Raw genomic sequence first — 25,549 nt, forward strand, 5'->3', positions numbered from 1 at the left:
TAAATTAGCTCAAGCGTAATGGGTCAAACTCTCGCAGCCGCTCAACCTGTTGCAGATATTGCCAGCTTACGGGCTGCCCGAGAACTAGCGTATAACGACTTTCGCGAGCATCAAGTAGTTGGGCGATTAACCAAGCAACTGAGTAAGCTCAGCGATGAACTCCTCATCAGCCTATGGAATTCCTGTGATTTAAGTTCGGATGCCGCTCTTGTAGCAGTCGGTGGATTTGGCAGGGGCGCACTCTTTCCCTATTCCGATATTGATATTCTGATTTTGCTGCCTTCAGATAAGCAATACTTTGAGGAAGTACTGGCCAGCAAGATTGAAAAGTTTGTAGCGCAATGCTGGGATACCGGTTTAGAAATTGGCTCCTCAGTTCGAACTATTGCCGAGTGCGCATCTGAGGCAGAGCAAGATATTACGGTTCGCACCTCCCTGCTTGAATCCAGACTCGTCTGTGGCAAAAAGGCCCTCTTCAAAGAATTTGAATCTGTTTATGAGAAGACCTTAGATCCAAAGTCATTCTTCCAGGCCAAGCTAGCAGAGCAAATCCAGCGGCACTATAAATATCAAGACACGCCCTACTCATTAGAGCCTAATTGCAAAGAGAGTCCTGGTGGCTTGCGTGACTTACAGGTAATCTCCTGGGTCAGCAAAGCAGCGCACTTAGGTAATACATTTAAAGATCTCAGTCTTGCAGGCCTCATTACCCAACGTGAGTTAACTGAGCTCAATCGGAACCAGCGTTTTTTAGAGACTCTGCGCGCTAACTTACACCTACTAGCGAAACGCAGGCAAGATGTTTTGGTGTTTGACCTACAGACACCGTTGGCAGCAGCCATGGGAATCCAAGAGGAATCCTCTAGGCTTGCCAGTGAAGCCATCATGCGCCGCTACTACTGGGCGGCTAAAGCAGTCAACCAGTTAAATGATGTACTACTGCAAAACATTGAAGCACTCCTCTTTCCTCAAGAATCTAAGACGACTCATGCCATTGCTGGCGAGGGCAATGAGTGCTTTATTGAGCGTCAAGGTGTCCTGGACATTACTGACCCTCAGTTGTTTCAAAAGCATCCAGAACAAATCCTGCGGACCTTCTTAGTTTTTGCGCAAACAGCGAACGTCAAGAGCTTATCAGCAACGATCTTTAGATCCTTGTATAACGCTCGCCAAAAGATGGATAGTCAATGGCGCAAAGATCCGGTTAACCGCGCACTCTTTATTGAAATCCTTAAAGAGCCTGAGGGAGTCAGTCGCGCCTTCCAGCTCATGAACCGCACTAGCGTCCTCGGTCGCTATCTGCCAGCCTTCAGAAGAATCGTTGGTCAGATGCAGCATGACTTGTTTCACGTTTACACAGTGGATCAACATATCCTAATGGTGCTGCGGAATGTCCGCCGCTTTATGGTGGTTGAGCATACACACGAGTTTCCTTTTTGTAGCAGTCTGATTGCCCATTTTGAAAAGCCTTGGCTATTAGTCATAGCCGCACTCTTTCATGACATTGCTAAAGGACGTGGTGGCGACCACTCTGAGCTTGGCAAGGCGGACATGCGTAAGTTTGCGAAAGATCATGGCTTAGATAAGGCAGATACGGAGCTCTTAATTTGGCTAGTTGCAGAACACTTGAATATGAGCCAAGTAGCTCAGAAACAAGACATTACCGATCCAGATGTAGTGCAAGCCTTTGCTAAAAAGGTGGGTGATGAGCGCCACCTTACCGCACTGTATTTATTAACCGTTGCCGATGTCCGTGGAACCAGTCCCAAAGTATGGAATGCCTGGAAAGGCAAACTATTAGAAGATCTCTATCGTGTAACTCTCCGCGTATTGGGTGGAGCAAAACCAGATGCGTCCTCTGAACTTGCGCAGCATCAAGAAGAATCCCGCGCCAAATTGCGCCTCTATGCAATTGAAGACTCTGCTTACGAAAATCTCTGGAAGCAATTGGATGTTGCCTTCTTCTTGCGCCAAGATGCTGCCGACATTGCCTGGTTAACTCGCCATCTATTTGATAAGGTGGATAGCCAAACTCCGGTCGTACGTGCCCGCCTCTCTCCAGTTGGCGAAGGCTTACAGATTGCTGTCTATGTCAAAGACCAGGAAGATCTCTTCGCCAGAATTTGCGCCTACTTTGAACGCCATGGCTTCTCGATTTGGGATGCCCGCATTCATACTACAAAGCATGGCTATGCACTCGATACCTTCCAAATTTCAGGCAGTAATTTAGTAGATGAAGGCAGTAGCTACCGAGATCTTATTCAGTTAGTGGAGTACGAGCTCACGGCGGCGCTACAAATTAATGATCCTCTGCCATCACCGAGCATGGGAAGACTCTCGAGACAGTCTCGCACATTCCCGATTCAGCCACGCGTCCACATGATTCCCGATGAACGTGGCCATTACTATGCCTTATCCCTCTCAGCGAGTGATCGCACCGGCTTACTGTATGCAATCTCTAGAGTATTAGCCAAACATCAAGTCTCATTACACACTGCACGCATCAATACATTAGGCGAGCGTGTAGAAGACGTATTTTTATTAGATGCAGCTAACTTAAGTAAGAACCCTAAGCTTCAGATCTTGCTAGAGACAGATTTACTAGAGGCGCTAGGGGCTTAAGCCCAGTCTTGCAGCTTTTGTAAGGCTCGATTAATGCGCGGGCTGGTAATTTGATCAAAAGGCACCCATGCTTTTTGAATACCTTCAGGGGACTCTCGCTCCTCAATCACCTGCAACACAAATAAAAGATCAATGTGCAAGTGTGCACCCTCACTTTTCTTTGGATTTGCAGGGATTTCATGTAAATCAATATCAACTGGATCTAATTGACCATCAGTAGGCGCGCAAAGAATACCCGTCTCTTCGTAAACTTCTCTTATTGCCGCCTCAATGGGAGACTCACCATCATCAATGTGGCCGCCAGGCTGGAACCATTCTTTGATGTACGGATGAAAGATAAGAATAACCTTACCACCCTTAATCACTAAGCCACTTGCTGTGATATGGCCTAACTGGTTGGATCTTGAAAACGGATTTTCTGAGTCCAATATTCTCCGAGAGATTGAAATGAAGGGTAAAGGGGAATTCATTACAAGAGTTTCTTTGTACCGCGACTAATAAAATTGAAGCTTGAGAACCTATCTAGGGAAGATAGAGTAATGATGGCAAGGGCACCGCACAACATCAGTAAAGAGGTAGAAACCCACGAGGCTGTAGAAAAATTTGAAAGAATAAAGCTAGCAAATGCTCCGAACATCATCTCAATAGAATAAAAAAGTCCTGAAATTAACCCTATATCCGTATTAAATGAGCGTGTCACACCCGCTTGAGTAGCGGGAAAAATTACCCCGACCCCAAATAAAGAAAGAAAAATACAGGGTAACAATATAAAGAGAGAGTCCATACCCAGTAGAGAGAAAATCACTAGAAAAGATGTGGAAATTAAAATAATTAGCCCAGAGAAATAAATCAAGTCCTTGAGATCCATGCGCTCAATGTTTCGACGAATAAAAATTGTTCCAAATATATATCCGCTAACCGATAGTGAGAAAAGGTAGCTATATTCCAAAGGGCTCAATTTATAAATTTGTTGAATTAATCCCGGAGAAGAAGAGATAAAAGAGAAGTACACAGTCCAAGCAAAACTGATAACTAGCGTGTGGAATAAAAACTCCCGATGGGTAAGTAACTCTAAATATTTCTTGAAGATAATGGAAAACGATATGGAATCTTTATTTAGAGCAGTCGTAAGAGACTCTTTCATAAAAATATGTATAAGACCAAGTGAAATGAAGGCAAATAATGTAAGGACATAAAATATTGATCTCCAGCCATAGTGAATCGTTAAATGCGCTCCAATGATTGGCCCTAGAATTGGGGATGCTATTAGCCCTGCCGCCAAATAACTTAAAACTCGTACTTGAGATTTAAAATCATACAAATCCCTAACAATTACCCTAGCCAAAAGAGTGCTACACCCTCCACCTAAGGCCTGAAAAAATCGACAACAGATTAACTGGTCGACTGACGTTACAAAACAGCTCGCAAAGCTCGCTAAGGCAAATATAAAGATCCCACACAGAACGATCACTCTTCGACCATAAAAATCTGATAGCGCTCCTGAAAGTAGTAAGCTGCTAGAGTAACCGACCATATAAGAGGTCAACGTTGACATTAATGAGGAGTGACTAGCAATAAGGTCTTCGCCCATAAATGAAATCGCAGGTAAATAGATGTCCGTTGCCAGCATAGGAATTACAACTAAAACCATCAGAAGCGGCAGTAAAAATGGATTTTTAGTTTGCATTTGTCACTCCAAATTGCTTTTCTCCAGCAAACTCTATTTGATTGATTGACTGCTGTATGGAATTAACTACATTGCGAGCCACTCTCTTGGCTCCCATTGAAACCATATCCAATGAACTGACAAAGTAATAGGTGCCAGAAGTAAGGTGTCCGATAGCATAAAAATTTTTCACTTTATCCCTGCCGCTTTTAACCATCGAAGTTTCATAATCAACCTGAATACCGCCGAATGGGTTAGCCCTTATCAATCCAGATTTCATAAGATTGTTTAATAAGGGTGATCCGGTATTGCCATCAACAGAGCGAGCCGGTCCAGTTGCATTAATCACCCAGTCGCATTCAATTTGGATTGACTTTTCTGGACCGCCAGCATCAGAAATTGAGACAACAAAATTGTTGGGAGTTTTACAATTAATCTCCATCAAATGTGTGTGATGCTTGAGGATGCCAGCCTTAAAGAGTGAATATAGTTTTAAGCAGGTGTGCACTGGTAATGGAACTCTCTTACACATCCATAATCGGTGATATTTATTCATGAACATCTTTTTTCCAGTGATGGTCAAAGCATCCCAATAGTTACTAATAACAGCATCACTTGCAACGGCAAAATGCTGCCATTCTGCATACAGATGCCCTTTAGAAAGTAGACGCCAAATCCAATCCTCATAAGGGAGTTCATCTGGATTAAAAAACTTATTCCATTTAACTCCGGCTCTTATAAAATCTTTTCTAGCTAGCCTCAAAGCCTGCCTTAAAGAAATTTCACCAAGCTGCTTGGATCTTATAGCCTCTAAATTTTCAAGGTTGAAATACATCAACTCAAATTTTTCCTTGGAACATCTCACTAGAGGGTGGTTTGATCCTCTAGTAAAAAAATGAATTGGTCCTGCATGCCCTTGCTGGGCTAGTACCACGGCTATATCGGCAGCGGTCAACTGGCCACCAATAATCCCAACACAATCATTCTTACCAATACCCATGGCATAACGATTAATCGGGTAAGGATTATTGACGTATTGGCTTTTTCCCTTCAGCCTAAATATGTCATGTGGGTCAATGTTTCCCGTACACAAAATTACATAATCAAACTGATTTACATGTTCTGCACAATCAACTACCTCAAAGTGTTGATACTTACGCTTAATATCAATCACCTCGTGATTTACCAACTCGACTGAAATGTTAATTTTTTTGGCTTCAGAGATGGCATCATGAAGACGATCTTTGAGATATAAACCAAAGAATTGTCGTGAGATATATCCATCGGGTGAAACTCCCGAACCTGACATAACTTGACTTGAGCCTTTCCCATGACCCCTATCAACCATCCATTCCCAAAAATCAGTTTCTCGATTTTCAAATATAGAGGTGGTTGAGCTAACCATATTCATCAATAAATCATCGCTATCGTATTGATACGCTAGTCCTGATCCAAAGCTTGAACTTTTCTCAAAAACATTAATTTTGTATTTTTGATAATTTGAATTTTTTATGCGCTCGATAAGGCTTGCTAGAGTTGCAACGCCAGAGGCCCCGCACCCAATTATTGCAATGCTGGTGATTGATTCACTTGAATATAAATAGCTATTCATCTCCAAACAATCAGAGATCTCTAAAAGCTTGCTTACTGTATTTTGATGCATGCTTCCCCCTCAAAGCCTTAAGCTTATCGACAGGAAACAAAAATGCCTACCTGATGTTTATGTAGGAAATGACCTACTTAAGTAGATCCACCATAGCCGCTTCATCAATTACTGGAACACCTAGCTCCTCTGCTTTAGTAAGCTTGCTTCCAGCATCGGTACCTGCAACTAGATAGTCAGTTTTTTTGGAGACTGAGCCTGCTACTTTGGCGCCTGCTTTTTCGAGAAGATCTTTTGCCTCATCCCGCGTCATTGTTGGGAACGTGCCTGTCAGTACAAAAGTTTTTCCTGCAACTGCCGCGCTGATGACTTTCTCTTCGACAGAAAGCTGCATTCCTGAAGCTAATAGTTGCTCAATCACTTCACGGTTATGAGCTTCTTCCATAAAGCTGGTGATAGAGTCTGCGACTACAGGACCAACATCTTTTACCGTGAGCAAGTCTTCGAGGCCCGCATCCATCAGAGCATGCATGGACTGATAGTGATTGGCTAAATCTTTGGCCGTAGTCTCGCCCACATGACGAATACCTAAGGCAAAGATGAATCTTGCTAGCGTCGTATTTCTAGATTGATTGATTGCTGCAATAAGATTATCAGCAGACTTCTCGCCCATGCGCTCTAGATTAGCGACTGCTGTAAAGCCTAGGCGATAAAGATCAGCAGGCGTTCTGACTAGATTGTGATCAACCAACTGATCAACAATCTTCTCACCCAAGCCTTCAATATCTAACGCACGTCTATGCGCAAAATGAATTAATGCCTGCTTACGTTGTGCGCCACAAAATAAACCACCACTGCAACGGGCAATAGCTTCATCAGCCAAGCGCTCAATATGGGAATCACACACAGGGCAGTTTGTTGGCATGACAAATGCTGTTGTACCTTCTGGTCGACGCTCTTTAAGCACCGAAACCACTTCTGGAATGACATCTCCTGCTCTTCTGACGGAAACGATATCGCCAATACGGACATCTTTACGCTTAACTTCGTCTTCATTGTGCAAAGTGGCATTGGTAACAGTCACTCCGCCTACCTCGACGGGAGCAAGTCTTGCAACTGGTGTAATGGCACCAGTGCGCCCAACCTGGACATCGATACCGAGTACAGTGGTTAAGGCTTCTTGCGCTGGAAACTTATGAGCCAAGGCAAAGCGTGGCGCCCTAGATACAAAGCCCAGCTTAGCTTGCTCTGCAAAGGAGTTAACTTTATAGACCACACCATCAATGTCATAAGGCAAAGAATCGCGCTTTGCACCAACTTGATTGTAAAAGGCCAAAATATCATCTACTGATTTGAGAACACGGCGTTCTGCGCAAACTGGCAAACCCAGTTTGCTATAGGCGTTTAGAAGTTGTTCGTGGGTGGCTGGTAGCCAGGACTGCGGCTCCAATACGCCTAAGCCATAGGCAAAGAATGACAGTGGTCTTTTAGCGGTAATCTTAGAATCTAACTGACGCAAACTTCCTGCTGCAGCATTACGGGGGTTGGCAAACTCTTTCTCACCTTGGGCAGCAGCTTGCGCATTCATTTTTTGGAAATCTTTCAGATACATAAAGACTTCACCGCGCACTTCCAAGACTGCGGGGATATTGGCACCTGTCAACTTGAGGGGAATAGCTCGAATAGTTTTGATGTTGGCAGTGACATCTTCGCCACTGGCACCATCACCCCGAGTAGCAGCCCTTACTAAAGAGCCATGCTCGTAGCGCAAGGAGATTGCGAGGCCATCAAATTTAAGTTCACCTGCATAATCTACATGATCCGCATGCAGACCTTCACGGCAGCGACGATCAAAAGCAATTAACTCAGCATCTTCAAATGCATTATTCAAAGAAAGCATCGGTACTGCGTGAGTTACTGAATCGAATTCCTTGAGTGCGGCACCACCCACTCTTTGCGAGAGTGAATCGGCCGTAATCCATTCGGGATGCAAAGCCTCTATATCTAGTAACTCACGATATAGGCGGTCGTACTCACTATCAGGCACTATTGGGTTATCTAGAACGTAGTAGGCATGTTCTAAGCGCGCTAGTTCGGCTTGTAATAATGCATAGCGATCCGCTACATTTATCGGATTAGAGGACGACAAGTGATTCCTCAGCTAAAAAGTCTACTGGCAGCAGAAGATCCAGCAGGAACACCGTTTCTCTCGAGGTTTTCATATAAACCATCAAGGTGTTTACGAATACTTTGAATAGAAATTTCAGATAAATTGATACCGTTGTCATCGACTAAACGACCATGAGCAACTTGTGCAATTTCAAGACCCTCCGCAAGCATGCGCTCAAATGCTTTCTCATCAAAAGGCACTAAGGGCAACTCTAGAAGCAAGGTAAGTTGCTGCACCGGCTTGCCGGGATTAAGGTCACTACTGCTAAAAATAGGCGCTCGATTACTGAAGTATTCATAAGTACGGCCACTGCGCGACAAGATAAATCCACGTTGACGCATCAAAGAATCTAGGCTAGTCCAAGGATAAGCTTCATCAAATAGCACATTGATACTCAATTGAATATCGCTTTCAGCCGCCATGAAATCCAAATCTTTAGCCTTATCCAGCATCGTACTCACACTTGGCATGTCAATCTGAGAACCAAGCGTTAAGGCGAGCGCCTGAGCTCTAGAACAAAAGTCAGATAACTCCAGCACGCCTATAGGGCCGCGACGACTTGCTAATTGAATAGCCAGTTGAAGCTCCGAATAAGAAGAGTCAGGCAAAAGTAAACCCCATGCCTCAGAAGAATCATGATCCACATTCAAACCCTCGCACATCCAGCGGGCTGAAGATGGGGCTGATAAATCTTCCCAGGAATGCATTTCTTTTAGGATTTCCGATCCCATAATTGGGTGGGAAAAGCGCAAGGTAATAACGCAGTCTATTCTTGGATCAATTGAAAAGGCTGGCAATTCCGCCTTGACTGGCAAGGAGCCTTCTTGAAAAACCGGCTCAATCTGTTCGCCAGGAATAGGGTCAGCAAAACCAGTGCCAAAAGTTGGTTCACGCGCACTTCGCTCAGCGGCGTAGTACTCGACGCTCGCTTTGGCTTTACGCAGTGCGCGAGCATATTTAACATTCAGAATAGCCACTAATATCAGTATCAGTAGGCCGATAACAGCCAAAGCAAACTGCAAGTCAGACAAACCCAATGCTGTCATGATTTGCTCTAGATCCACTTAAGCTGCCTCCACCATCGATACTGCAGAAGAAATATCCACCGCCACAATACGCGAGACACCCTGCTCTTGCATGGTGACACCAATCAACTGATGAGCGATTTCCATGGTGATCTTGTTATGTGAGATGAATACAAACTGAGTCTTATCAGACATTTTGGCAACCATCTTCGCATAACGCAAGGTGTTCGCGTCATCCAATGGTGCATCAACCTCATCGAGCAAACAAAATGGTGCAGGATTAAGGAGAAATAAGGAGAAGACCAAGGCAATCGCAGTCAAGGCCTTTTCACCACCAGAGAGTAAGTAAATAGAGCTATTTTTCTTGCCTGGAGGCTGAGCCATGACCTGAACACCAGCATCCAAGATCTCCTCACCAGTCATTACCAACTCCGCATGACCACCACCAAACAGCTCGGGGAATAACTTACCGAAATGTATATTGACCTGATCAAAAGTGCCCTGCAAGAGGTCGCGAGTTTCTGCATCAATCTTAGCAATCGCATCCGTCAAAGTCTGCATTGCTTCGTTCAAGTCAGCTGATTGCGCATCTAAGAACTGTTTACGCTCACGTGAACTAGAGAGTTCATCCAAGGCAGCCATATTAACTGGCCCTAAAGATTGAATCTCAGAATTAAGGCGATTTACTTCAGTTTGCAATGCTCCAACCTTGAGATCTGGGCTAAAGCTAGCCTCTAATGCAATTAAGTCTGCTTCAGCGTCTGACAGTAAGGTTGCAAACTGTTCAAAGTTCAAACGGGCGGCCTGTTCGCGTAACTGTAAGTCGACCACTTTGTCACGCATAGGTTGAAGGCTGCGCTCAATCTGTAGACGCACTTCATCTGCTTCACGTAATTGATGCAAGAGTGCATCTTGTTCTGTACGGGCGTTTGCTAATGCGGCTTCGCGAGCGCTGCGCGCCAGCAAGAGTCCCTGTAATTTATCTTGAGCCTCTTCATCACTCAGAGTTTCTAGCTCTTGCTCAGAAGTAGCCTGCTTATCCTGAATCTCCATGATCTGTACACGGGCAGTACTTTGATCACGCTGTAAATCAGCAATCCGCTGCTGTAAAGATCTAGTTGCAAATGCTGCTTCTTGGGCAGACATCTCAGATGAGCGTAAAGATTCACGGAGACGATCGCGCTCTTGAGTGGCTAACTCCAACTTTTCTTGCGCGATGGCGAGATTCTCTTGCAAGCCTTGCTTAGATTCCTCTGACTGAGCGAGCTCTTCAGAGGATTGATCTTGAGTTTGGCTCAACTGCTCCATTTGTTGACGCAACTCACTTAACTCACCCTGAATTTGCTCAGCACGTTGGCTGTACTTTTCTTCGGCCTGAGTTAACTGCATTCTTTCCACTTCAAAGCCGTGCACTTCTTGAACTGCATGCTCTGCGGCAATGCGGGTTTGCTCAGCAGTTTGATGGGCAGCTTGGTAATTGGCAACGCATTGATCCAACTCACCTTGCAACTCACTCTGAATTAACTTCTGTGCACGCAATTGCTTCTCGAGACCCTCCATCTCTTGAGCTCGAGCCAACATACCAGCCTGCTCAGAGTCGGCGGCATATAACTGCACCCCCACTCGACTAACTAAATGGCCTTGCTGAGTAACGAAAGCACCACCAGCAGGTAACTTTTCACGGCGATGCAAGGCATCTTCCAAGCTATTGGCAATGTAAATGTTATCCAGCCACTCTTGCAATACAGCAGCTACGCGTGGTGCGCCTGCACTTTGAACGCGGGTCAATAGTGCAATGAAATCTGCTGGCACGGTAGTGTGCGCAGGAGAAATGTCCTCTGTGAGCAAGATCGCTAAACGACTTGGAGGAGCATCATTTGCTAAGGCTAAAGTTTCTTGAACGCTCTTGGCTGTAACAGCTGCTAAGCGCTCGCGCAAGACGGACTCCAACGCGGCTTCCCAACCACTCTCTACCTTAAGCTCTTGCCATAAGCGCTTGCTCTCTTTTAAACCTTTACTCTCAAGCCATGGACCAATTTTGCCTTGAGCTTGAACGCTGGCTTGCAAAGCAGTGAGTGCGGTGAGTTTCGCTTCAGTTTGAGCTAACTCTTGGTTAGCTGATTGAATCTGTTGTTGCGCGATATTACGAGCCTCATCGGCAGCAGGCACACGTTGTTGTGCTTCACCTGCTTTTTGTCTCGCTTCATCCACTTTGCGTTGTGCCATCGCATGACGATCGATTGCCATTTGCAATGCTTCGGCATCAGGCCTACGCATACCTGCGAGCTCAGCCTCAAGACGGGTATCGCGCCCCTTGAGTTCCTCAACTTGCGAGGCGATTGCTTTCACACGCTCGCCCAAACTGGCTAAGCGCTGGTCAATCGTGGCCAAGTTCTCGCGTGCATCATTGAGTTTGCGTACATGAACTTGATAGGCTTCTTCGCGTGCTGGCATTTGCTCTTGCAAACCAGATAAATCCGCCATTAATGTTTGCTCTTTTTCCGCAGCCAAGCTGAGCTCATGCTCGGCAGAGCGTTGCGCCTGAGCGGCATCAGTTTCTTGAACAGTCCAACGTTGTAGTTGAGCTTGTAAATCTTGTGATTGTTGTTGCAGGCGCTGACGCGCTTCTTGCACGTAACGAATTTGTGACTCAACTTGACTCACATCAGCATTGGTTTGATACAAATCGCCTTGAGCTTGAGAAACCTGATCTTGCAATGCGTACTGCTCAGTGCGCATTGTCTCGAGCTCAGTCTCCACGTGACGCATTTTGGCAGTCTGCTCTTCTAGGCTGACTTGAGTGTCACGAATACCATTGGCATGACGCTCCTGTTCTTTACCAGCTTCAGTCTGACGTACAAACCAGAGCAACTGCTGTTGCGACTTCATTGCAGTAGATAATTCAGCATGGCGCTCAGCAACAGTAGCCTGCTTCTCTAAACGTGTAACCTGCTGATCAAGTTCACGCAAAATATCTTCTACGCGAACTAAGTTTTCTTTTGTATCCTCAAGGCGGGAGGCAGTTTCTTTGCGACGCTCCTTGTATTTAGAAACACCGGCCGCTTCTTCTAAGAAAACACGCAACTCTTCTGGCTTTGCTTCCAAAATACGGTTGATGGTGCCCTGCCCGATGATCGCGTAGCCTCTTGGACCCATGCCGGTACCCAAGAAAATGTCTTGAATATCTTTACGGCGCACGACTTGATTGTTGACGTAATAACTAGAGTTACCATCACGTGTCAAAACGCGTTTAATACCTAATTCAGTAAAAGCACTCCACTGACCTTGAGCGCGCCCTTCTGAGTTATCAAAAATGAGTTCGACGCTGGCACGACCTGAAGGCTTACGTAAACCAGAGCCATTAAAAATCACATCCTGCATAGATTCGCCACGCAATTCACTAGCGCGAGATTCACCCAAAACCCAGCGCACGGCGTCAATAATGTTCGACTTTCCGCAACCGTTAGGACCCACAACACCGATCAATTGACCTGGCATTTCAAAATGGGTTGGATCGACGAAGGACTTAAAGCCGGAAAGTTTGATGGATTTCAGTTGCACGGCGTACTTTGCAGGGAAAAAGGGGGTTCAAATAAGGGGGTAAAAAATTATCACTAAAGTGGGAAGATGATAGCAAGCTTAAGGCTCCCCACACGGGTTTTTGCCTCACCGATATAATGATCAGTCTATATCCAGGGACAAAACCCCTTAACAATCTGATAGTTAACTAAAAAGCATGAGCAAATCACCACAAAGCATCATCGATCAAGCCTGGGAAAACCGCGCAAACCTGTCTCCTGAGGCCGTTTCTGGGGAAATCCGCAATGCCGTGAACGCCGTTCTCGAGGGCCTAAATACAGGCAGTATTCGCGTGGCTGAGCGCCGTAGCGTTGGCAAATGGGAAGTTAACCAGTGGGTCAAAAAGGCTGTTTTGTTGTCTTTCCGCCTGGAAGACAACAAACCTATGGGCGCTGGCGGCTATACCCAGTTTTACGATAAGGTGCCGAGCAAGTTTGAGAACTACACCGCTGAAGACTTCGCCAATGGCGGCTTCCGAGTGGTTCCCCCTGCAATGGCTCGCCGAGGCTCATTTATTGGCAAAAATGCTGTTTTAATGCCTTCCTACGTCAATATTGGCGCTTATGTTGGTGAAGGCACTATGGTTGATACCTGGGCAACTGTAGGCTCATGCGCTCAAATTGGTAAAAACGTACATCTTTCTGGTGGCGTAGGCATTGGCGGTGTTTTGGAGCCCATTCAGGCTGGCCCAGTGATTATTGAAGATAACTGCTTTATTGGCGCCCGCTCTGAGGTAGTTGAAGGCGTGGTTATTGAAGAAAATGCCGTTCTTTCCATGGGTGTCTACATTGGTCAAAGTACCAAGATCTACGATCGCGAAACCGGTGAGATCCATTACGGCCGTGTACCTGCAGGTTCTGTTGTAGTTCCAGGCTCCCTTCCATCTGCATGCGGTAAGTACAGCCTGTATGCCGCAATCATCGTCAAAAAGGTGGATGCCCAAACTAGAGCTAAGACTGCGATTAACGAACTATTGCGCGATTAAGTTATCAAGCCAAATCCATGAGTGCCACTCTAGAGCTAACTGAAGCCCTCATCTCCTGCCGCTCGGTAACCCCAGCGGACGGGGGCTGTCAGGAGCTCATTGCCAAACGCCTGCAAGCAATTGGTTTTCACACTGAGAGTGTTGTTAGTGGTCCTGAGAATTTTCAGGTTACCAATTTGTGGGCAATCAAAAAGGGTGTTTCCGGGGATCAGGGTAAGGTCTTGGTATTTGCTGGTCATACTGATGTCGTGCCTACTGGCCCACTAGAGAAGTGGACCGATGATCCATTTAGTCCAACCATTAGAGATGGCATGCTCTACGGTCGTGGGGCTGCTGATATGAAAACCTCTCTTGCAGGATTTGTGGTCGCTACTGAAGAGTTTGTCATCACCCACCCAGATCACAAAGGCACGATTGCCTTTTTGATTACTAGTGATGAAGAGGGCCCTGCGAACGATGGCACTGTCATCATGTGCGAGCGCTTGCATAAGCAAGGTCAGCGTTTAGATTACTGCGTGATTGGTGAGCCAACTTCAGTTGATCAACTCGGCGACATGATTAAAAATGGTCGTCGTGGATCGCTCTCAGGCAAGCTTAGAGTCAAAGGTATTCAGGCACATATCGCCTATCCTCACCTAGGCAAAAACCCCATTCACCTTTCAGCGCCAGCGATTCAAGCGCTCGTTGAGACTGAGTGGGATAAAGGTAATCAGTATTTCCAGCCCACAAGCTTTCAAATTTCGAATATTCATGCAGGTACTGGCGCGAATAACGTGATTCCTGGTGAGCTGTCGATTGATTTCAATTTCCGCTTCTCTACTGAAAGCAAACCAGAAGAGTTACGTAGTCGCCTAGAGGGAATTCTCAGTGCCGCAGGTCTCGATTTTGAAATTGATTGGGTCTTAGGTGGCAGTCCATTCATTACCGGTGATGGCGCTCTTGCTGGCGCACTACGTAAGGCGATTAAAGCTGAAACCAATATTGATACAGAACTCTCCACTACTGGCGGCACAAGTGATGGTCGCTTTATTGCGAAGATCTGTAAAGAAGTGGTCGAATTTGGTCCGCTCAATGCTACGAGCCACAAGATTGATGAGTGCGTGATTGTGGATGATGTTGTGCCACTCAAAAATATCTATCGCAAGACACTCGAACAACTTGTTGCTTAAGACTGTTTCGTCAATTACTCTTTCTTATAAAAACTCCTCATGGACCCTGCGCCCCAGCAATCTCTGACGCTTGATCAATGTATTGATCACATTGCACAACAACTAGAGGCAGCAGATTTACATTATGGTCATGGTGCTATTGATGCGCAAAGTGAAGCCCTCTGGATTGCCAGTAAACAGCTTGACTTAAGCCCTGCAGATGCACTGGATCACTTAGAGCAAGTGATGAGTGCCGAGCAAATTGCTCAGGCGCTTGAAGTGACGAAAACCCGTATCTCCACACGCAAGCCATTAGCCTATATCTTGGGTGAAGCCTGGTTAATGGGCGTACCTTTTTTCTCTAGTGAGCAAAGTATTGTTCCCCGCTCCTGGATAGCCGAGCTCATCGTCGATGGCTCTCTAGAGCCTTGGTTGCCAGCTGATGGCAAAGCACTCGATCTCTGCACTGGCAATGGCTCTCTAGCGATTTTGTTAGCCTTAACTTGTCCCGATATTCATGTAAGTGCTTGTGACATCAGCTTGCCTGCATTAGCAATAGCATCTCGCAATCTCGATCGTCATGGCCTTACTTCTCAAGTAGAGCTTTTTGAGGGTGATCTCTGGGATGCGCTTCCAGAACCCCATGAAGACAATCTCTTTGATCTCATCATTTGTAATCCGCCTTATGTCAATACCAACTCGATGAACGCCCTGCCCGCTGAATACCATGCGGAGCCTGCTCTTGCATTAGCCGGTGGCGATGATGGCATGGATCTGATTCGGAAGATCATTGCTGGCGCACCAGACTATCTATCTGAGCGTGGCGCCATTCTGATTGAGATTGGCAATGAGTATGAGTACTTTAAAAAAGCGTTTCCTCAAATTCCGGTCATCTGGATGGAAGTATCCGCAGGAGATGAACAGGTGCTACTGATTCAAGCGGAAGATTTGCGCTAAATTATTAGCGCCTTAACTGAGCTCTGCTGCTGCAGAGATGGCCTGATCAATACGTTCTACTGGTATCACTCTTAATCCCGGAATCTTTGTCTTCGGCATATTAGCCTTTGGAATAATGGCTACAGTAAAGCCCAGCTTGGCCGCCTCTTTCAGACGCTCCTGACCACGTGGGCATGGACGAATCTCTCCCGCTAAACCAACTTCACCAAATACGATCAGCTCTTTAGGCAAGGCCTTATTGCGAATCGAAGACTGGATTGCTAACAGTACCGCTAAGTCAGCAGCTGGCTCTGAGATCTTCACGCCACCAACTGCATTTAAGAAGACATCTTGATCGAAGCAGGCAACACCAGCGTGACGATGCAGTACTGCTAAGAGCATCGCTAAGCGGGCTTGTTCCAAACCAACGGCTAGGCGACGGGGATTGGGGATATGCGCAGTATCTACTAGCGCCTGAATTTCCACCAAAAGCGGTCGACTACCTTCTTGTGTAACCAATACGCAGGCACCTGGCACCATCTCTGCATGCTGCGATAAGAAAATCGCTGAAGGGTTGGCAACGCCACGCAGACCTTTTTCAGTCATCGCAAATACACCCAACTCGTTGACTGCACCAAAGCGGTTTTTAATCGAGCGCACCAATCTAAATGAAGAATGGGTATCACCCTCAAAATACAAGACGGTATCTACAATATGCTCGAGCACACGAGGGCCAGCCAAGTGACCATCTTTAGTCACATGCCCCACCATTAACACGCAAATGCCGCTAGATTTAGCAGCCCTAGTTAATTGCGCAGCACACTCTCGTACTTGCGCAACCGAGCCTGGTGCTGAACTGAGTACCTCTGAATACAAAGTCTGAATCGAATCCACCACCAAAACCTGTGGCTTCACTGTATCCATAATGGATAAGAGCTTTTCCAACTGAATCTCGGCGAGCACCTCTAATTGTGGTGCATCGAGTGCAATGCGTTTTGCGCGTAATGCAATTTGCGCCGCAGACTCTTCGCCACTACTGTAAAGAACGTTCATACCTGCGGCACTCATCTCTGCAAGGGCTTGGAGTAAGAGAGTGGATTTACCGATCCCAGGATCGCCGCCCAAGAGCACCACGCCACCAGGCACTAGCCCACCACCGAGCACACGATCAAACTCTTCTACACCAGTACTAAAGCGCGGGAGATCTTCAGCGGAAATAGCAGAAAGCTTTTGACGGGGAAGAGACTGGGCTAATCCCTGAAAGCGGGAATTTGAGCTGACCTCGGGAACCCCCTCCTCCAAGGTATTCCATGCCTGACATGAGGGGCACTGCCCCTGCCATTTAGCAGAGCTTCCGCCGCATGACTGACAGATATAGATTGTTTTTATTTTGGCCAATGGATTAATCGAGCTGAGTGCCCGCTTTGTTTTCTTGAGCTCGTTTAGGTGCATCTTTTCGGCGTTGCTCTACATCTGCTGCGCGAGCAGCAGCTGCCTTTTGCTTCTCTTCAAATTCTCTTTGATTGGCTGAGCGCTCAGCTGCTTTTTCAGCAGAAGCACGTTCAGCAATCTTAGTGGCATCGCGTTGATCTTTAATACTGGCGCGTAACTTGCGCTGCACTTCATGTAACTCAACCTCTTGCACACGAATGGGATCGATTTCCTTACGATATTGCGCACGCGAATCTTTTAGGCAGTCATTCACCCAATACTTTTGATAGCACTCTGAATTGGTTTTATCCCAGCGATACTTAGCCCAATCACGTTGCAACTCGAGATCACGCTCAATCTTATCTAACTGCTCTAACTGAGCCTCTTCTGCAGGAGTTGCTAGCGACAGGGCGCTGAAGGAGCAAATCAACAAGAAAGCTCCAAAGAAACGCAAAGAAAGTGGCCTAATCAAATCTCTACCTTTGCGCCAAGCTCAACCAAACGATTGGTAGGAATTTTAAAGAAATCTGATGGCTTGGCTGCGTTTTGCATCATCCAACCAAACAGTTTCTCTCTCCATAAGGCCATTCCAGGATTTGCTGACGGGACTATAGTGTCTCGAGAAACAAAGAAAGAGGTATCCATGACATTAAATTCAATGTTTTCTTGCTTTTGCATTAACTCTAGGACTTTATTGATATCTGGAGATTCTTTAAAGCCATGTACCGCTCTCACCAAATAAATACCGCCCCCAAAGTCCTTCATCGTAATACGCTCACTATCATTGACATAGGGCACATCCCAAGTGCTTAATTTGACAAAAAAGATGCGCTCATGCATCACACGGTTGTGCTTAAGATTGTGCAACATCGCGATTGGAACAAAATCGACGTGAGCCGTCAGAAAAATAGCAGTACCCTCGACACGATGAGGTGGGTGGGCTAATAGACTAGAAACAAAGGCCTGCAAAGGAATAGCGCCCTCTTCTACCTTAGTGCGCAATAACTTACGCCCACGATACCAAGTAATTAAACAAGTGAAAATGATGAGACCCAGAAATAATGGGTACCAGCCGCCATCTTTGATCTTAATTAAATTAGCTGACCAAAAGGCAAAATCTAAAGTAAAGAAGATGGCTGTTAAACATAGCACTAGGAAAATATTCATCTTCCATTCACGATACATCACCACTCCCAATAAAATTGCAGTAATCATCATGGTAGATGTCACAGAAATTCCATAAGCAGCTGCTAAGTTCACTGATTCTCTAAACTCAATAATGGTAACAACCACCATAAATAAGAGGGCCCAATTCACTACAGGTATGTAAATTTGTCCCTGCTCTGAATCGGAGGTATGCATGATGGTCATACGCGGCATAAAACCAAGTAATATGGCCTGACTTACCAAAGAGTAAGCACCTGAAATCACTGCTTGGGACGCAATGACTGTAGCCGCAGTAGCCAGACCAACAACAGGCCATAAAGCCCAATCTGGAACCATTAAATAAAATGGGTTTGAGGCCGCCTCTGGATTGGACAATAAGAGTGCGCCTTGCCCTAGGTAGTTAATTAAAAGGCTAGGTAAGACAACAATGAGCCAAGCATATCGGACAGGGTTTCTTCCAAAGTGCCCCATGTCCAAGTAGAGCGCTTCAACACCAGTAACCACCAGAACGACGGCGCCCATCACTATATAGGCGGTAGTTGGGTGATCCATTACAAACTGCACCGCATACATTGGATTAATTGCGCCGATAATTTGCGGCGCTGCGCCGATATTAATGAGGCCTAATACCGCCAGAGTAATAAACCAAGTGAGGGTCACTGGGCCAAATAGATTGCCAACAGCCGCTGTGCCATATTTTTGAATCAAGAATAAGGCAACCAAGATTGTTAAAGAAATAGGAATGATAAATTTGTGCAAGCCAGGCGCTGCAATCTCGATACCCTCAACAGCAGATAACACTGAAATTGCTGGAGTAATCACAGACTCTCCCAAGAGCATGCAGGCTCCGAGCATTCCTAAGATCATTAGAAAGAAATAACTCTTCGATTTACTATCAAATGATCTCAGTGCCAAAGCCATCAGAGATAAAACACCGCCCTCACCTTTGTTGTCGGCGCGCATCACAAATAAAACGTACTTAAAGGTCACCACTAAAATTAATGACCAGATCATCATTGCGATCACACCAAACAATGCCTCTGGTGAAAACGGGATGCCGTGCTGAGGATCAAAACATTCTTTGAGGGCGTACAAAGGGCTAGTGCCAATATCACCAAACACTACGCCAATAGCGGCAAGCATCATCGTCGCAAGACCTTTTTTATGGCCATTGTGATCATCATGCAGATCAACCGGCTTTAATAAAGTCGAGTTCGAAAATTCAGGGTTGCTAATTGACATTTGAAAGCCCTTAGTGAATGTTGCGTGGCAATATGTTACTCCTTATGCACGCTGACTCTACAGTCTTTTTTCAATGAAAAAACAGCCTCGTTAAGTGCAACATCCAAGAATAGCTCGACAGAGGTGGTCAAAAAATGGTAGAATCACAGCTTCAGACGCGGGGTGGAGCAGTCTGGCAGCTCGTCGGGCTCATAACCCGAAGGTCGTAGGTTCAAATCCTGCCCCCGCAACCAAACAGTAGAAGGCTTTTAGGTCAATTGGCTTAAAAGCCTTTTTGCTTTTTTGCCTAGTCGTAGGCGCATCGTAGGCAAATTTGGGGAATAAAAAAGGGCTGTTACCAGCCCCACCACTCTGAATTTGCTTAGATTATTTAATTCAAACTTCAAGTCTCCAATTTATATCCGCAATATCTGCAGTCCGAAGTATCAGCGGGATTTTTGCCTCCGCACTTACAACACTCAATCTGACCGCCATCTAGTAACTTCGATTTGCGAATTGCCGTCAACTCCTGTTCGAGCCCATGAGCGTAAACCAAGGCTTCCTCAATGGTTGGATACATTTGCTCCCTACATACGAACTTGTTGAATACATCATTCTTTTGAATGTCATATTTCTTTGACAAAAATAACTTATAGGCATCATTATTTAAATCACGACTGCCATCAAAGCCAACCTCGTCTACAACTACTTCAACTTCCGCTGGCTTTAGAACCAATACCAGTATTAATGAAAGAAGCGGCGATATTAAGAAACTGAGGAAAAACCAAGCAATTCCAGACCGACCTTTACTTCTGGCAACTATCGCCACAACAATACAAAAAGCAATCCAAAAAAATACATAGCCCATGTCGCCCCCTACCAGTTAGACTTTTTATCATTCATTACACACTCAGCAATTTTCTTATCCATTGCAAGTAATTGGCTTTCAGCCTCTTCGTATCCTGTTCCCCAGACCTTTGCAATTGGCTGATGACTTGTTGATGACTCAACCGATGCACCCCACCCTAATGTTCCACTTGTTTTGACTTGCTTGTAACCAATATCAGTATTGGTAATTCTGAACCGACCATCTTTGGCTTCAAAGATATATTTCGCTTGAAGGCTTTGGCGAAGAAGCAGATAAATGTATTCAAATCTAGCAGTAGCGATTAATTTGTCATCGCCTGTATAAGAAAACAAGTTTTGAGTTGTTGAATTACCGATATTGTCATTCTTTAGTATCTCGGCCATGCAACCTTTGCCTTTGGCTGTAATTTGGGCAGCAGTTCCAGTAGTTGTAAAAACTTCAGTTTCAACTTTTTCAATTACATCAGCAAAGGCTGGAAGAGAAAAGATTGTAAGGGCTAGGATAAATATGAATCGTTTCATAGGTTTTCTCATTTAGATTAAAAAGCAGTTGGATAAATAGATGGACTACCGTTACCTGAAGTTCCATACCTAAATACTGACTGGGAATTATCCTTCACATTGAATTTCACTTCAGTTAAGCCGCCGCCGCACACGCCATTGGGTTCAGCGCTCACGATATATTCACCTACAGGCAGATTTAGAACAACCTTCTCGGATGTATCTAAGTCAGCAATGCTTTTTCCATTCAGATAAATCTTGGTAGAACAGGCAACTCCCATAATCCCGCTATCTCGCTTAACTATAAAGATTCCTGAATTCCTAGATGGCAATAGATACTGCCTTCCACCATCCAATACTCTTGAATCAGGAATCTGTATTGCCTCGCTTGTTGACACAGGAGTTGAAGCACACCCCGTAAGAATGAAAAAGAGAAAACTACAGCATGCGAATCTAATCACTTCTTATCCTCATAATGACCCATATTGGGGATTACATGGCGGACTCCACCCTTAGGGCTCTCGACATCACCCCTTCTTCTTGGGATGAGGTGAACATGGCAATGCCACACTGATTGCCCAGCAGTTTCACCGCAATTCATGCCAATGTTATATCCATCGATAGAAACATCTAATTTATCAAGATACTCTTTTTGAGTAGCAATAAGTTGATGTATTGCATTAATCTCAGGTTGCGTGAGACCAAAATAGTCCATTACATGCCGTTTGGGAATAAAGAGTGAGTGGTGTTGAGTTACGGGAAATCCATCTCTAACTACATAAGCGAGAGAATTTTCATCAACTATTCGCTCTTTGTTGATGTTTTGAACATCGCAGAAAAGACACCCATCTTTTCGATGCTCATAAAAATCATCTAAATTTCTAAAGTCTGAATCATCCCTATTATTCTTTTGAGCATTGCACACATAACAAAGTGATTGATAGTTGCTGATGTCATCCTTGCCGCCAAGACTTTTAGGGTGAATGTGGTCAACTTCTAAACTGCGTTTATCGGCAGACACTCCACATAAATCACACCTAAACTTTGAGCGCTTCAAAACCTCATAGCGAATTGAGCCAGATATTGGTCTTCTACCACGCTTACGATGCTCCCAATGGTCGCCATTGCGTTTTATTTCATACTCCTGAATTTTTTTATGACAAAGTTCTATCAACTCACTCTTCTCGGCAGCGCTAAATTGCTGGGAATCCTTCAGTAAGTATGTATTTTTATCTTTTTCAGTAATACCCCTATTGTTAGTCAAAACCTTTCCAACCATGTTTTTTACTATTTCAGAGTAATAATCAATCTGAGTAGGGTCGTGATTTAGGATGGCTTGAGCAATCTCTTCAACGGTAGCCTTACCATCGTGCCTAAGCAATTCCATCAGCATCACAGGCTGATATATGTGGCTCATTGACATATCTTCAATGATAAATTTTTTTAGTTCGCTAAAGGTCACTGCGATTCCAATAGATTTCTATAATTTACTTTGCGCTATTATTTTTTTGCTTCAGTTCATCGAGTATTTCCTCAAGTAGATAGACCCTTTTGTTGATTTTGAAATACCAACAAATTACCTCTCTACCCAATAGAAAAAACAATATCAACACTACTAAAGCGCCAATTGCTCCGTAATTATCCATTTCACTACTCCTATCTCATTAATTCTAATTACTGTAACCGATAGTATGTCAGTCTAATCACTCGGAAAGGGCAGAATGTCATATACACCCCTCTCGGGCATTTGCATGGTGGTTGTGGGCAATCGAGAAGCGGGAGTTAACCCCAACTCACGACTCAACTTAATAATGTTCTGAGTTGCGCCATCTCGCACCTTTAGCCAAGGGTTTTGCTTCCCATTAATAACAATCTCAGAACCACTCCCCAAAAACCCAGTTGTCGCATCACAATAGACTTGCAACTCGTCAGCCAAGAATAGAACTGGGTATTTATAGGATTCAGGCTCAAATCCATAGACCCTACTGATGAAATTCATTGTCTCCTCTATAAATCTTGCTTTTGAAAAGGCACTAGGGTCATCGAGCCATTCTGCGACAGGAATTCGACATCGCATATCAACAGGAATTTCAGCCAGTTGATTTTTAACTCTAATGTTGAGCGCCTTTCTAATCTCTATAGGTGTTTTGTATCTCATAGTTTTCTCCTCAATTGGACATCTGCGAAAAATTTGTAGCCGACTTGCTTGAAAAGAGTCTCCAAAATAAAAGAGTTTCTAGCCATAAATTGGGGGTGAGGAAAACATAAATATTCTGAAACTTATGAAAGTTCCCCATATTTGCTCGAAGTTTTAGAAGTTTTAGAAGTTGTCGAAGTTCCATGTTTTTAGACCTCCCACTCTTTTCGTAGTTGCTCCGCATATTCAGGGTCTATAACCCCATACTTAAAGCCAATCGTTGAGGCTGGGCTTGCAGTCCACTTAGGGTCTGGGCTCTTGCCAGCGCAATATCTCCTGAGAACCGCATCAATGCGGCTACGGCTAAAGCCAGCCTTGTTATCTATGGCGATAGTTCGTAACTCAGTCGCCGTCTTGGATATAGGCGAGATATGCTCCAAGATGAACTTAATCACAGGCTGGTCATCGGCTAGGTTCTTTTGATACTCATTGATTGCCAAAGTATCTACATGGTGGTCTAGCCTCTTCACCTCTCTATCAGGAGTAATCAAGAAACTTTCATCACGAATATCAGCCCTAGTCTTATCCTTTAGGGTCGAGACTGTGATGGTGCTATCGGGATTTCGGACTGAGATTAAGTAAATCAATTCATCAAAGTCATTTCTCAGGTCGCCAGTGCCTTCAAAGATTGGCTTGCCCTCTTTATCATCGTGCTTATTCGTATGAGCCAAGCAGATAACTGTGATGCCTTTGGTGGTCAGCGTTCTGAGTAGTGAATTAAATTGCTTTGACTTAGTTTTATTCATCATGTCCCCAAATTTCTTTAGGGTGTCCAAAACAATCACCACCTTCGAGAAGTCGCCCTCTGCCGTTGAGATTTGTCGCAACTCTTCGATAACCTTTTCGGCTGTCCCATTAGTCAGGTCTGGGTTAATAAGGGTATATCCATACTCCATGGCGTGAAACTTGTAGTCCTTAATGTCGCTGGCTGAAGCATCAGCATTGATATACATAACCCTGTAACCCGCCTTTGCCATCTCGCCAGCGATATGAACCATTAGAGTGGTCTTGCCGCCGTTCGCTTTAGAGCAGATAACTACCATGTGCCCCTCGGGTATCAATTGCCGCCATGCAAATTTGGCATCAGCAATGTTTTGAATAATCTCTTCTGTAACTTCCATAGATAAGAGTCCTTTGAATGGGTCGTTATTGAGGAAAACAACTTTTTGCTCGTTTAGCAACTTTTCAAGTTGGCTCATGCTCTTGCCCCCTTGGTGAAGTAATCATTCCAATCGGTATAGCCTTCTGTGTTTTGACCAAAATCAGGAATGAGAATTAAGCCGTTTACTGCCGCTGATGCTTTCTCTGCATAAGCCTTGCCCACAGAATCAGCATCGCCAGCAATCACAATCTGGACATTAGGTAGTTGCTCTCGCAATGCGCTGGCAACATTAATTAAATTTCCAGCATTGAAAGCAACAATCGTTAAACACTGCGTATCTTCATAAACAGAAGCGGCGGTTGCATATCCCTCAGCAACATAAATTGGCTTACCTTCACGAATCTCACCAATGAAGTGGCATCCCGCTTGCATTTGACCGCCTTTGAGAAATTTCTTATTTCCCTCGGTATCTATGAATTGGATTGTTTGAATGTCGCCCAGCACTGAGTAAACAGGGATTAAGAGACTGTCTTCAATGGCTCTTATTCCGTATGCTCCAACTTGCTTCCTTATCAAGTAAGGATGGCTAGCAGAAGCCTCAGAAGCCTTGCTAAACAGTTCCTCTGCCCGCTTTGAAGCCTGAACATAGGCAAGTTTTCGTTTGGCGTCATGGGCTTTTTTTAGAGCCTCAGACTGAGCCTTTCTTTTTGCATAATCAGCAGATGAAGAGTCGTTTTGATTAGCAAACCAAAAATATTTTTCGCCCGTTCGCCAATCGTGAAGATAGCCAGCAAGTCCATCATCAAATAATTTTGCCGATACAGAATTGTTCCGACCAAAGCGAATAAATTTGCCAGCAAAGATTTCAGGCTTAGGCTCAAACCCATGTGAACGAATGAAGTCTTGAAAAGAATTATTCATTATTCAACCCCCCCGATGCAATCAACCAATCAGCCATTGCCAACGGAAGCAATCCATAGCAAGCCATTTGCACTACAAATTGTTTGAGTTTTGCTTTAAAATTGAGGCTGCCCGAAGTAGTAACTAAGCCCGTTCCAGCGGGCTTTTTTATTGGTTTCATAGGACTTCTCCACGAACCAACTTTGCAACCTCGCCAACTGGAAATTGCAGTTTGCCGCCAATTTTGATTGGAATAATTCCGTGAAACGAACCTGTTTGGCACAGGTGCTTACGGATTGTTTGGGTTGCTGTGTTTGTTGCTATGCCCAATTCATGAGTAAGGATGTTATCCCTACCATTGGCTAGACGAGCCAAGCCTTCAGGAATTTCTTGAAAAGATTTCATCAGTAATGCTCCAAAAAGATGAGT

The 25,549-nt window shown here is 44.9% G+C and carries 22 protein-coding genes and 1 tRNA gene; 5 read left to right on the top strand and 18 right to left on the bottom strand.

Annotated elements, in window-relative coordinates; translation table 11 throughout:
* Positions 1–18 precede the first annotated feature (18 nt).
* Positions 19–2,622 (top strand): [protein-PII] uridylyltransferase, encoded by a 2,604-nt coding sequence (locus tag ICV89_RS07430; RefSeq protein WP_215307841.1) that lies wholly within the window; start codon positions 19–21, stop codon positions 2,620–2,622.
* Here the strand turns inward: ICV89_RS07430 and ICV89_RS07435 are convergent.
* From ICV89_RS07435 to smc, 6 genes are all read right to left on the bottom strand, one after another.
* Complete coding sequence (locus ICV89_RS07435; protein ID WP_251370810.1) at positions 2,619–3,050, bottom strand: NUDIX hydrolase; 432 nt, start codon at positions 3,048–3,050, stop codon at positions 2,619–2,621. The genes ICV89_RS07430 and ICV89_RS07435 overlap by 4 nt on opposite strands.
* A 41-nt stretch (positions 3,051–3,091) precedes the next feature.
* Complete coding sequence (locus ICV89_RS07440) at positions 3,092–4,309, bottom strand: multidrug effflux MFS transporter (protein ID WP_215307844.1); 1,218 nt, start codon at positions 4,307–4,309, stop codon at positions 3,092–3,094.
* Entirely contained in the window at positions 4,299–5,951 is a 1,653-nt protein-coding gene (locus ICV89_RS07445; protein ID WP_215307846.1) for an FAD/NAD(P)-binding protein, read from the bottom strand. The genes ICV89_RS07440 and ICV89_RS07445 overlap by 11 nt, the downstream gene beginning before the upstream one ends.
* A 73-nt stretch (positions 5,952–6,024) precedes the next feature.
* On the bottom strand, positions 6,025–8,040 hold the full coding sequence (gene ligA / locus ICV89_RS07450; protein ID WP_215307848.1) for an NAD-dependent DNA ligase LigA: 2,016 nt from the start codon (positions 8,038–8,040) through the stop codon (positions 6,025–6,027).
* Between the two features lie 8 nt (positions 8,041–8,048).
* Positions 8,049–9,107: a cell division protein ZipA C-terminal FtsZ-binding domain-containing protein gene (locus tag ICV89_RS07455; protein WP_215307851.1), complete on the bottom strand. Its 1,059-nt coding sequence runs from the start codon at positions 9,105–9,107 to the stop codon at positions 8,049–8,051.
* A gap of 18 nt (positions 9,108–9,125) precedes the next feature.
* Positions 9,126–12,647, bottom strand: a complete 3,522-nt coding sequence (gene smc / locus ICV89_RS07460; RefSeq protein WP_215307853.1) for a chromosome segregation protein SMC — start codon at positions 12,645–12,647, stop codon at positions 9,126–9,128.
* Between the two features lie 175 nt (positions 12,648–12,822).
* Between smc and dapD the strand changes: the two genes are divergently transcribed.
* The 3 genes from dapD to prmB are packed head-to-tail and all read left to right on the top strand — an operon-like array spanning position 12,823 to position 15,755.
* The gene (gene dapD, locus ICV89_RS07465; RefSeq protein WP_215307856.1) at positions 12,823–13,650 is read left to right on the top strand and encodes a 2,3,4,5-tetrahydropyridine-2,6-dicarboxylate N-succinyltransferase; all 828 of its coding nucleotides are present in this window, start codon (positions 12,823–12,825) and stop codon (positions 13,648–13,650) included.
* Positions 13,651–13,667: 17 nt separating this feature from the next.
* Positions 13,668–14,819, top strand: coding sequence for a succinyl-diaminopimelate desuccinylase (gene dapE / locus ICV89_RS07470; RefSeq protein WP_215307858.1), 1,152 nt, complete (start codon positions 13,668–13,670; stop codon positions 14,817–14,819).
* A 39-nt stretch (positions 14,820–14,858) separates the two neighbouring features.
* A complete protein-coding gene (gene prmB, locus ICV89_RS07475; protein WP_215307860.1) occupies positions 14,859–15,755 on the top strand; it encodes a 50S ribosomal protein L3 N(5)-glutamine methyltransferase in 897 nt (298 codons plus the stop codon).
* A 12-nt stretch (positions 15,756–15,767) separates the two neighbouring features.
* Here the strand turns inward: prmB and radA are convergent, their stop codons facing one another.
* From radA to ICV89_RS07490, 3 genes are read right to left on the bottom strand one after another with little or no spacing between them, the layout of a single operon-like run.
* Positions 15,768–17,132 (bottom strand): DNA repair protein RadA, encoded by a 1,365-nt coding sequence (radA, locus tag ICV89_RS07480; RefSeq protein ID WP_215310367.1) that lies wholly within the window; start codon positions 17,130–17,132, stop codon positions 15,768–15,770.
* A gap of 4 nt (positions 17,133–17,136) precedes the next feature.
* Positions 17,137–17,598: a hypothetical protein gene (locus ICV89_RS07485; RefSeq protein WP_251370811.1), complete on the bottom strand. Its 462-nt coding sequence runs from the start codon at positions 17,596–17,598 to the stop codon at positions 17,137–17,139.
* Between the two features lie 35 nt (positions 17,599–17,633).
* Positions 17,634–19,574 (bottom strand): potassium transporter Kup, encoded by a 1,941-nt coding sequence (locus ICV89_RS07490; RefSeq protein ID WP_215307864.1) that lies wholly within the window; start codon positions 19,572–19,574, stop codon positions 17,634–17,636.
* A 156-nt stretch (positions 19,575–19,730) separates the two neighbouring features.
* Here ICV89_RS07490 and ICV89_RS07495 point away from each other — a divergent pair.
* Positions 19,731–19,807: transfer RNA gene (locus tag ICV89_RS07495), tRNA-Met, on the top strand.
* A 149-nt stretch (positions 19,808–19,956) separates the two neighbouring features.
* Here the strand turns inward: ICV89_RS07495 and ICV89_RS07500 are convergent.
* From ICV89_RS07500 to ICV89_RS07540, 9 genes are all read right to left on the bottom strand, one after another.
* Complete coding sequence (locus ICV89_RS07500) at positions 19,957–20,421, bottom strand: hypothetical protein (RefSeq protein WP_215307866.1); 465 nt, start codon at positions 20,419–20,421, stop codon at positions 19,957–19,959.
* Between the two features lie 8 nt (positions 20,422–20,429).
* Complete coding sequence (locus tag ICV89_RS07505; RefSeq protein WP_215307868.1) at positions 20,430–20,942, bottom strand: hypothetical protein; 513 nt, start codon at positions 20,940–20,942, stop codon at positions 20,430–20,432.
* A gap of 17 nt (positions 20,943–20,959) precedes the next feature.
* Positions 20,960–21,319: a hypothetical protein gene (locus tag ICV89_RS07510; RefSeq protein WP_215307870.1), complete on the bottom strand. Its 360-nt coding sequence runs from the start codon at positions 21,317–21,319 to the stop codon at positions 20,960–20,962.
* 59 nt (positions 21,320–21,378) lie between these two features.
* A complete protein-coding gene (locus tag ICV89_RS10940; protein WP_251370812.1) occupies positions 21,379–22,383 on the bottom strand; it encodes an HIT domain-containing protein in 1,005 nt (334 codons plus the stop codon).
* A 237-nt stretch (positions 22,384–22,620) separates the two neighbouring features.
* Positions 22,621–23,079: a P27 family phage terminase small subunit gene (locus tag ICV89_RS07520; RefSeq protein ID WP_215307871.1), complete on the bottom strand. Its 459-nt coding sequence runs from the start codon at positions 23,077–23,079 to the stop codon at positions 22,621–22,623.
* A gap of 188 nt (positions 23,080–23,267) precedes the next feature.
* Entirely contained in the window at positions 23,268–24,317 is a 1,050-nt protein-coding gene (locus ICV89_RS07525; RefSeq protein WP_215307873.1) for an AAA family ATPase, read from the bottom strand.
* Positions 24,314–25,141: a toprim domain-containing protein gene (locus ICV89_RS07530; RefSeq protein ID WP_215307875.1), complete on the bottom strand. Its 828-nt coding sequence runs from the start codon at positions 25,139–25,141 to the stop codon at positions 24,314–24,316. The genes ICV89_RS07525 and ICV89_RS07530 overlap by 4 nt, the downstream gene beginning before the upstream one ends.
* Positions 25,134–25,301 (bottom strand): hypothetical protein, encoded by a 168-nt coding sequence (locus tag ICV89_RS07535; RefSeq protein WP_215307877.1) that lies wholly within the window; start codon positions 25,299–25,301, stop codon positions 25,134–25,136. The genes ICV89_RS07530 and ICV89_RS07535 overlap by 8 nt, the downstream gene beginning before the upstream one ends.
* Positions 25,298–25,525, bottom strand: coding sequence for a hypothetical protein (locus ICV89_RS07540; protein ID WP_215307879.1), 228 nt, complete (start codon positions 25,523–25,525; stop codon positions 25,298–25,300). The genes ICV89_RS07535 and ICV89_RS07540 overlap by 4 nt, the downstream gene beginning before the upstream one ends.
* Between the last annotated feature and the right edge of the window lie 24 nt (positions 25,526–25,549).

The organism is Polynucleobacter sp. Adler-ghost, from assembly GCF_018688495.1.
In the GTDB taxonomy this organism is placed as follows: Bacteria; Pseudomonadota; Gammaproteobacteria; order Burkholderiales; family Burkholderiaceae; genus Polynucleobacter.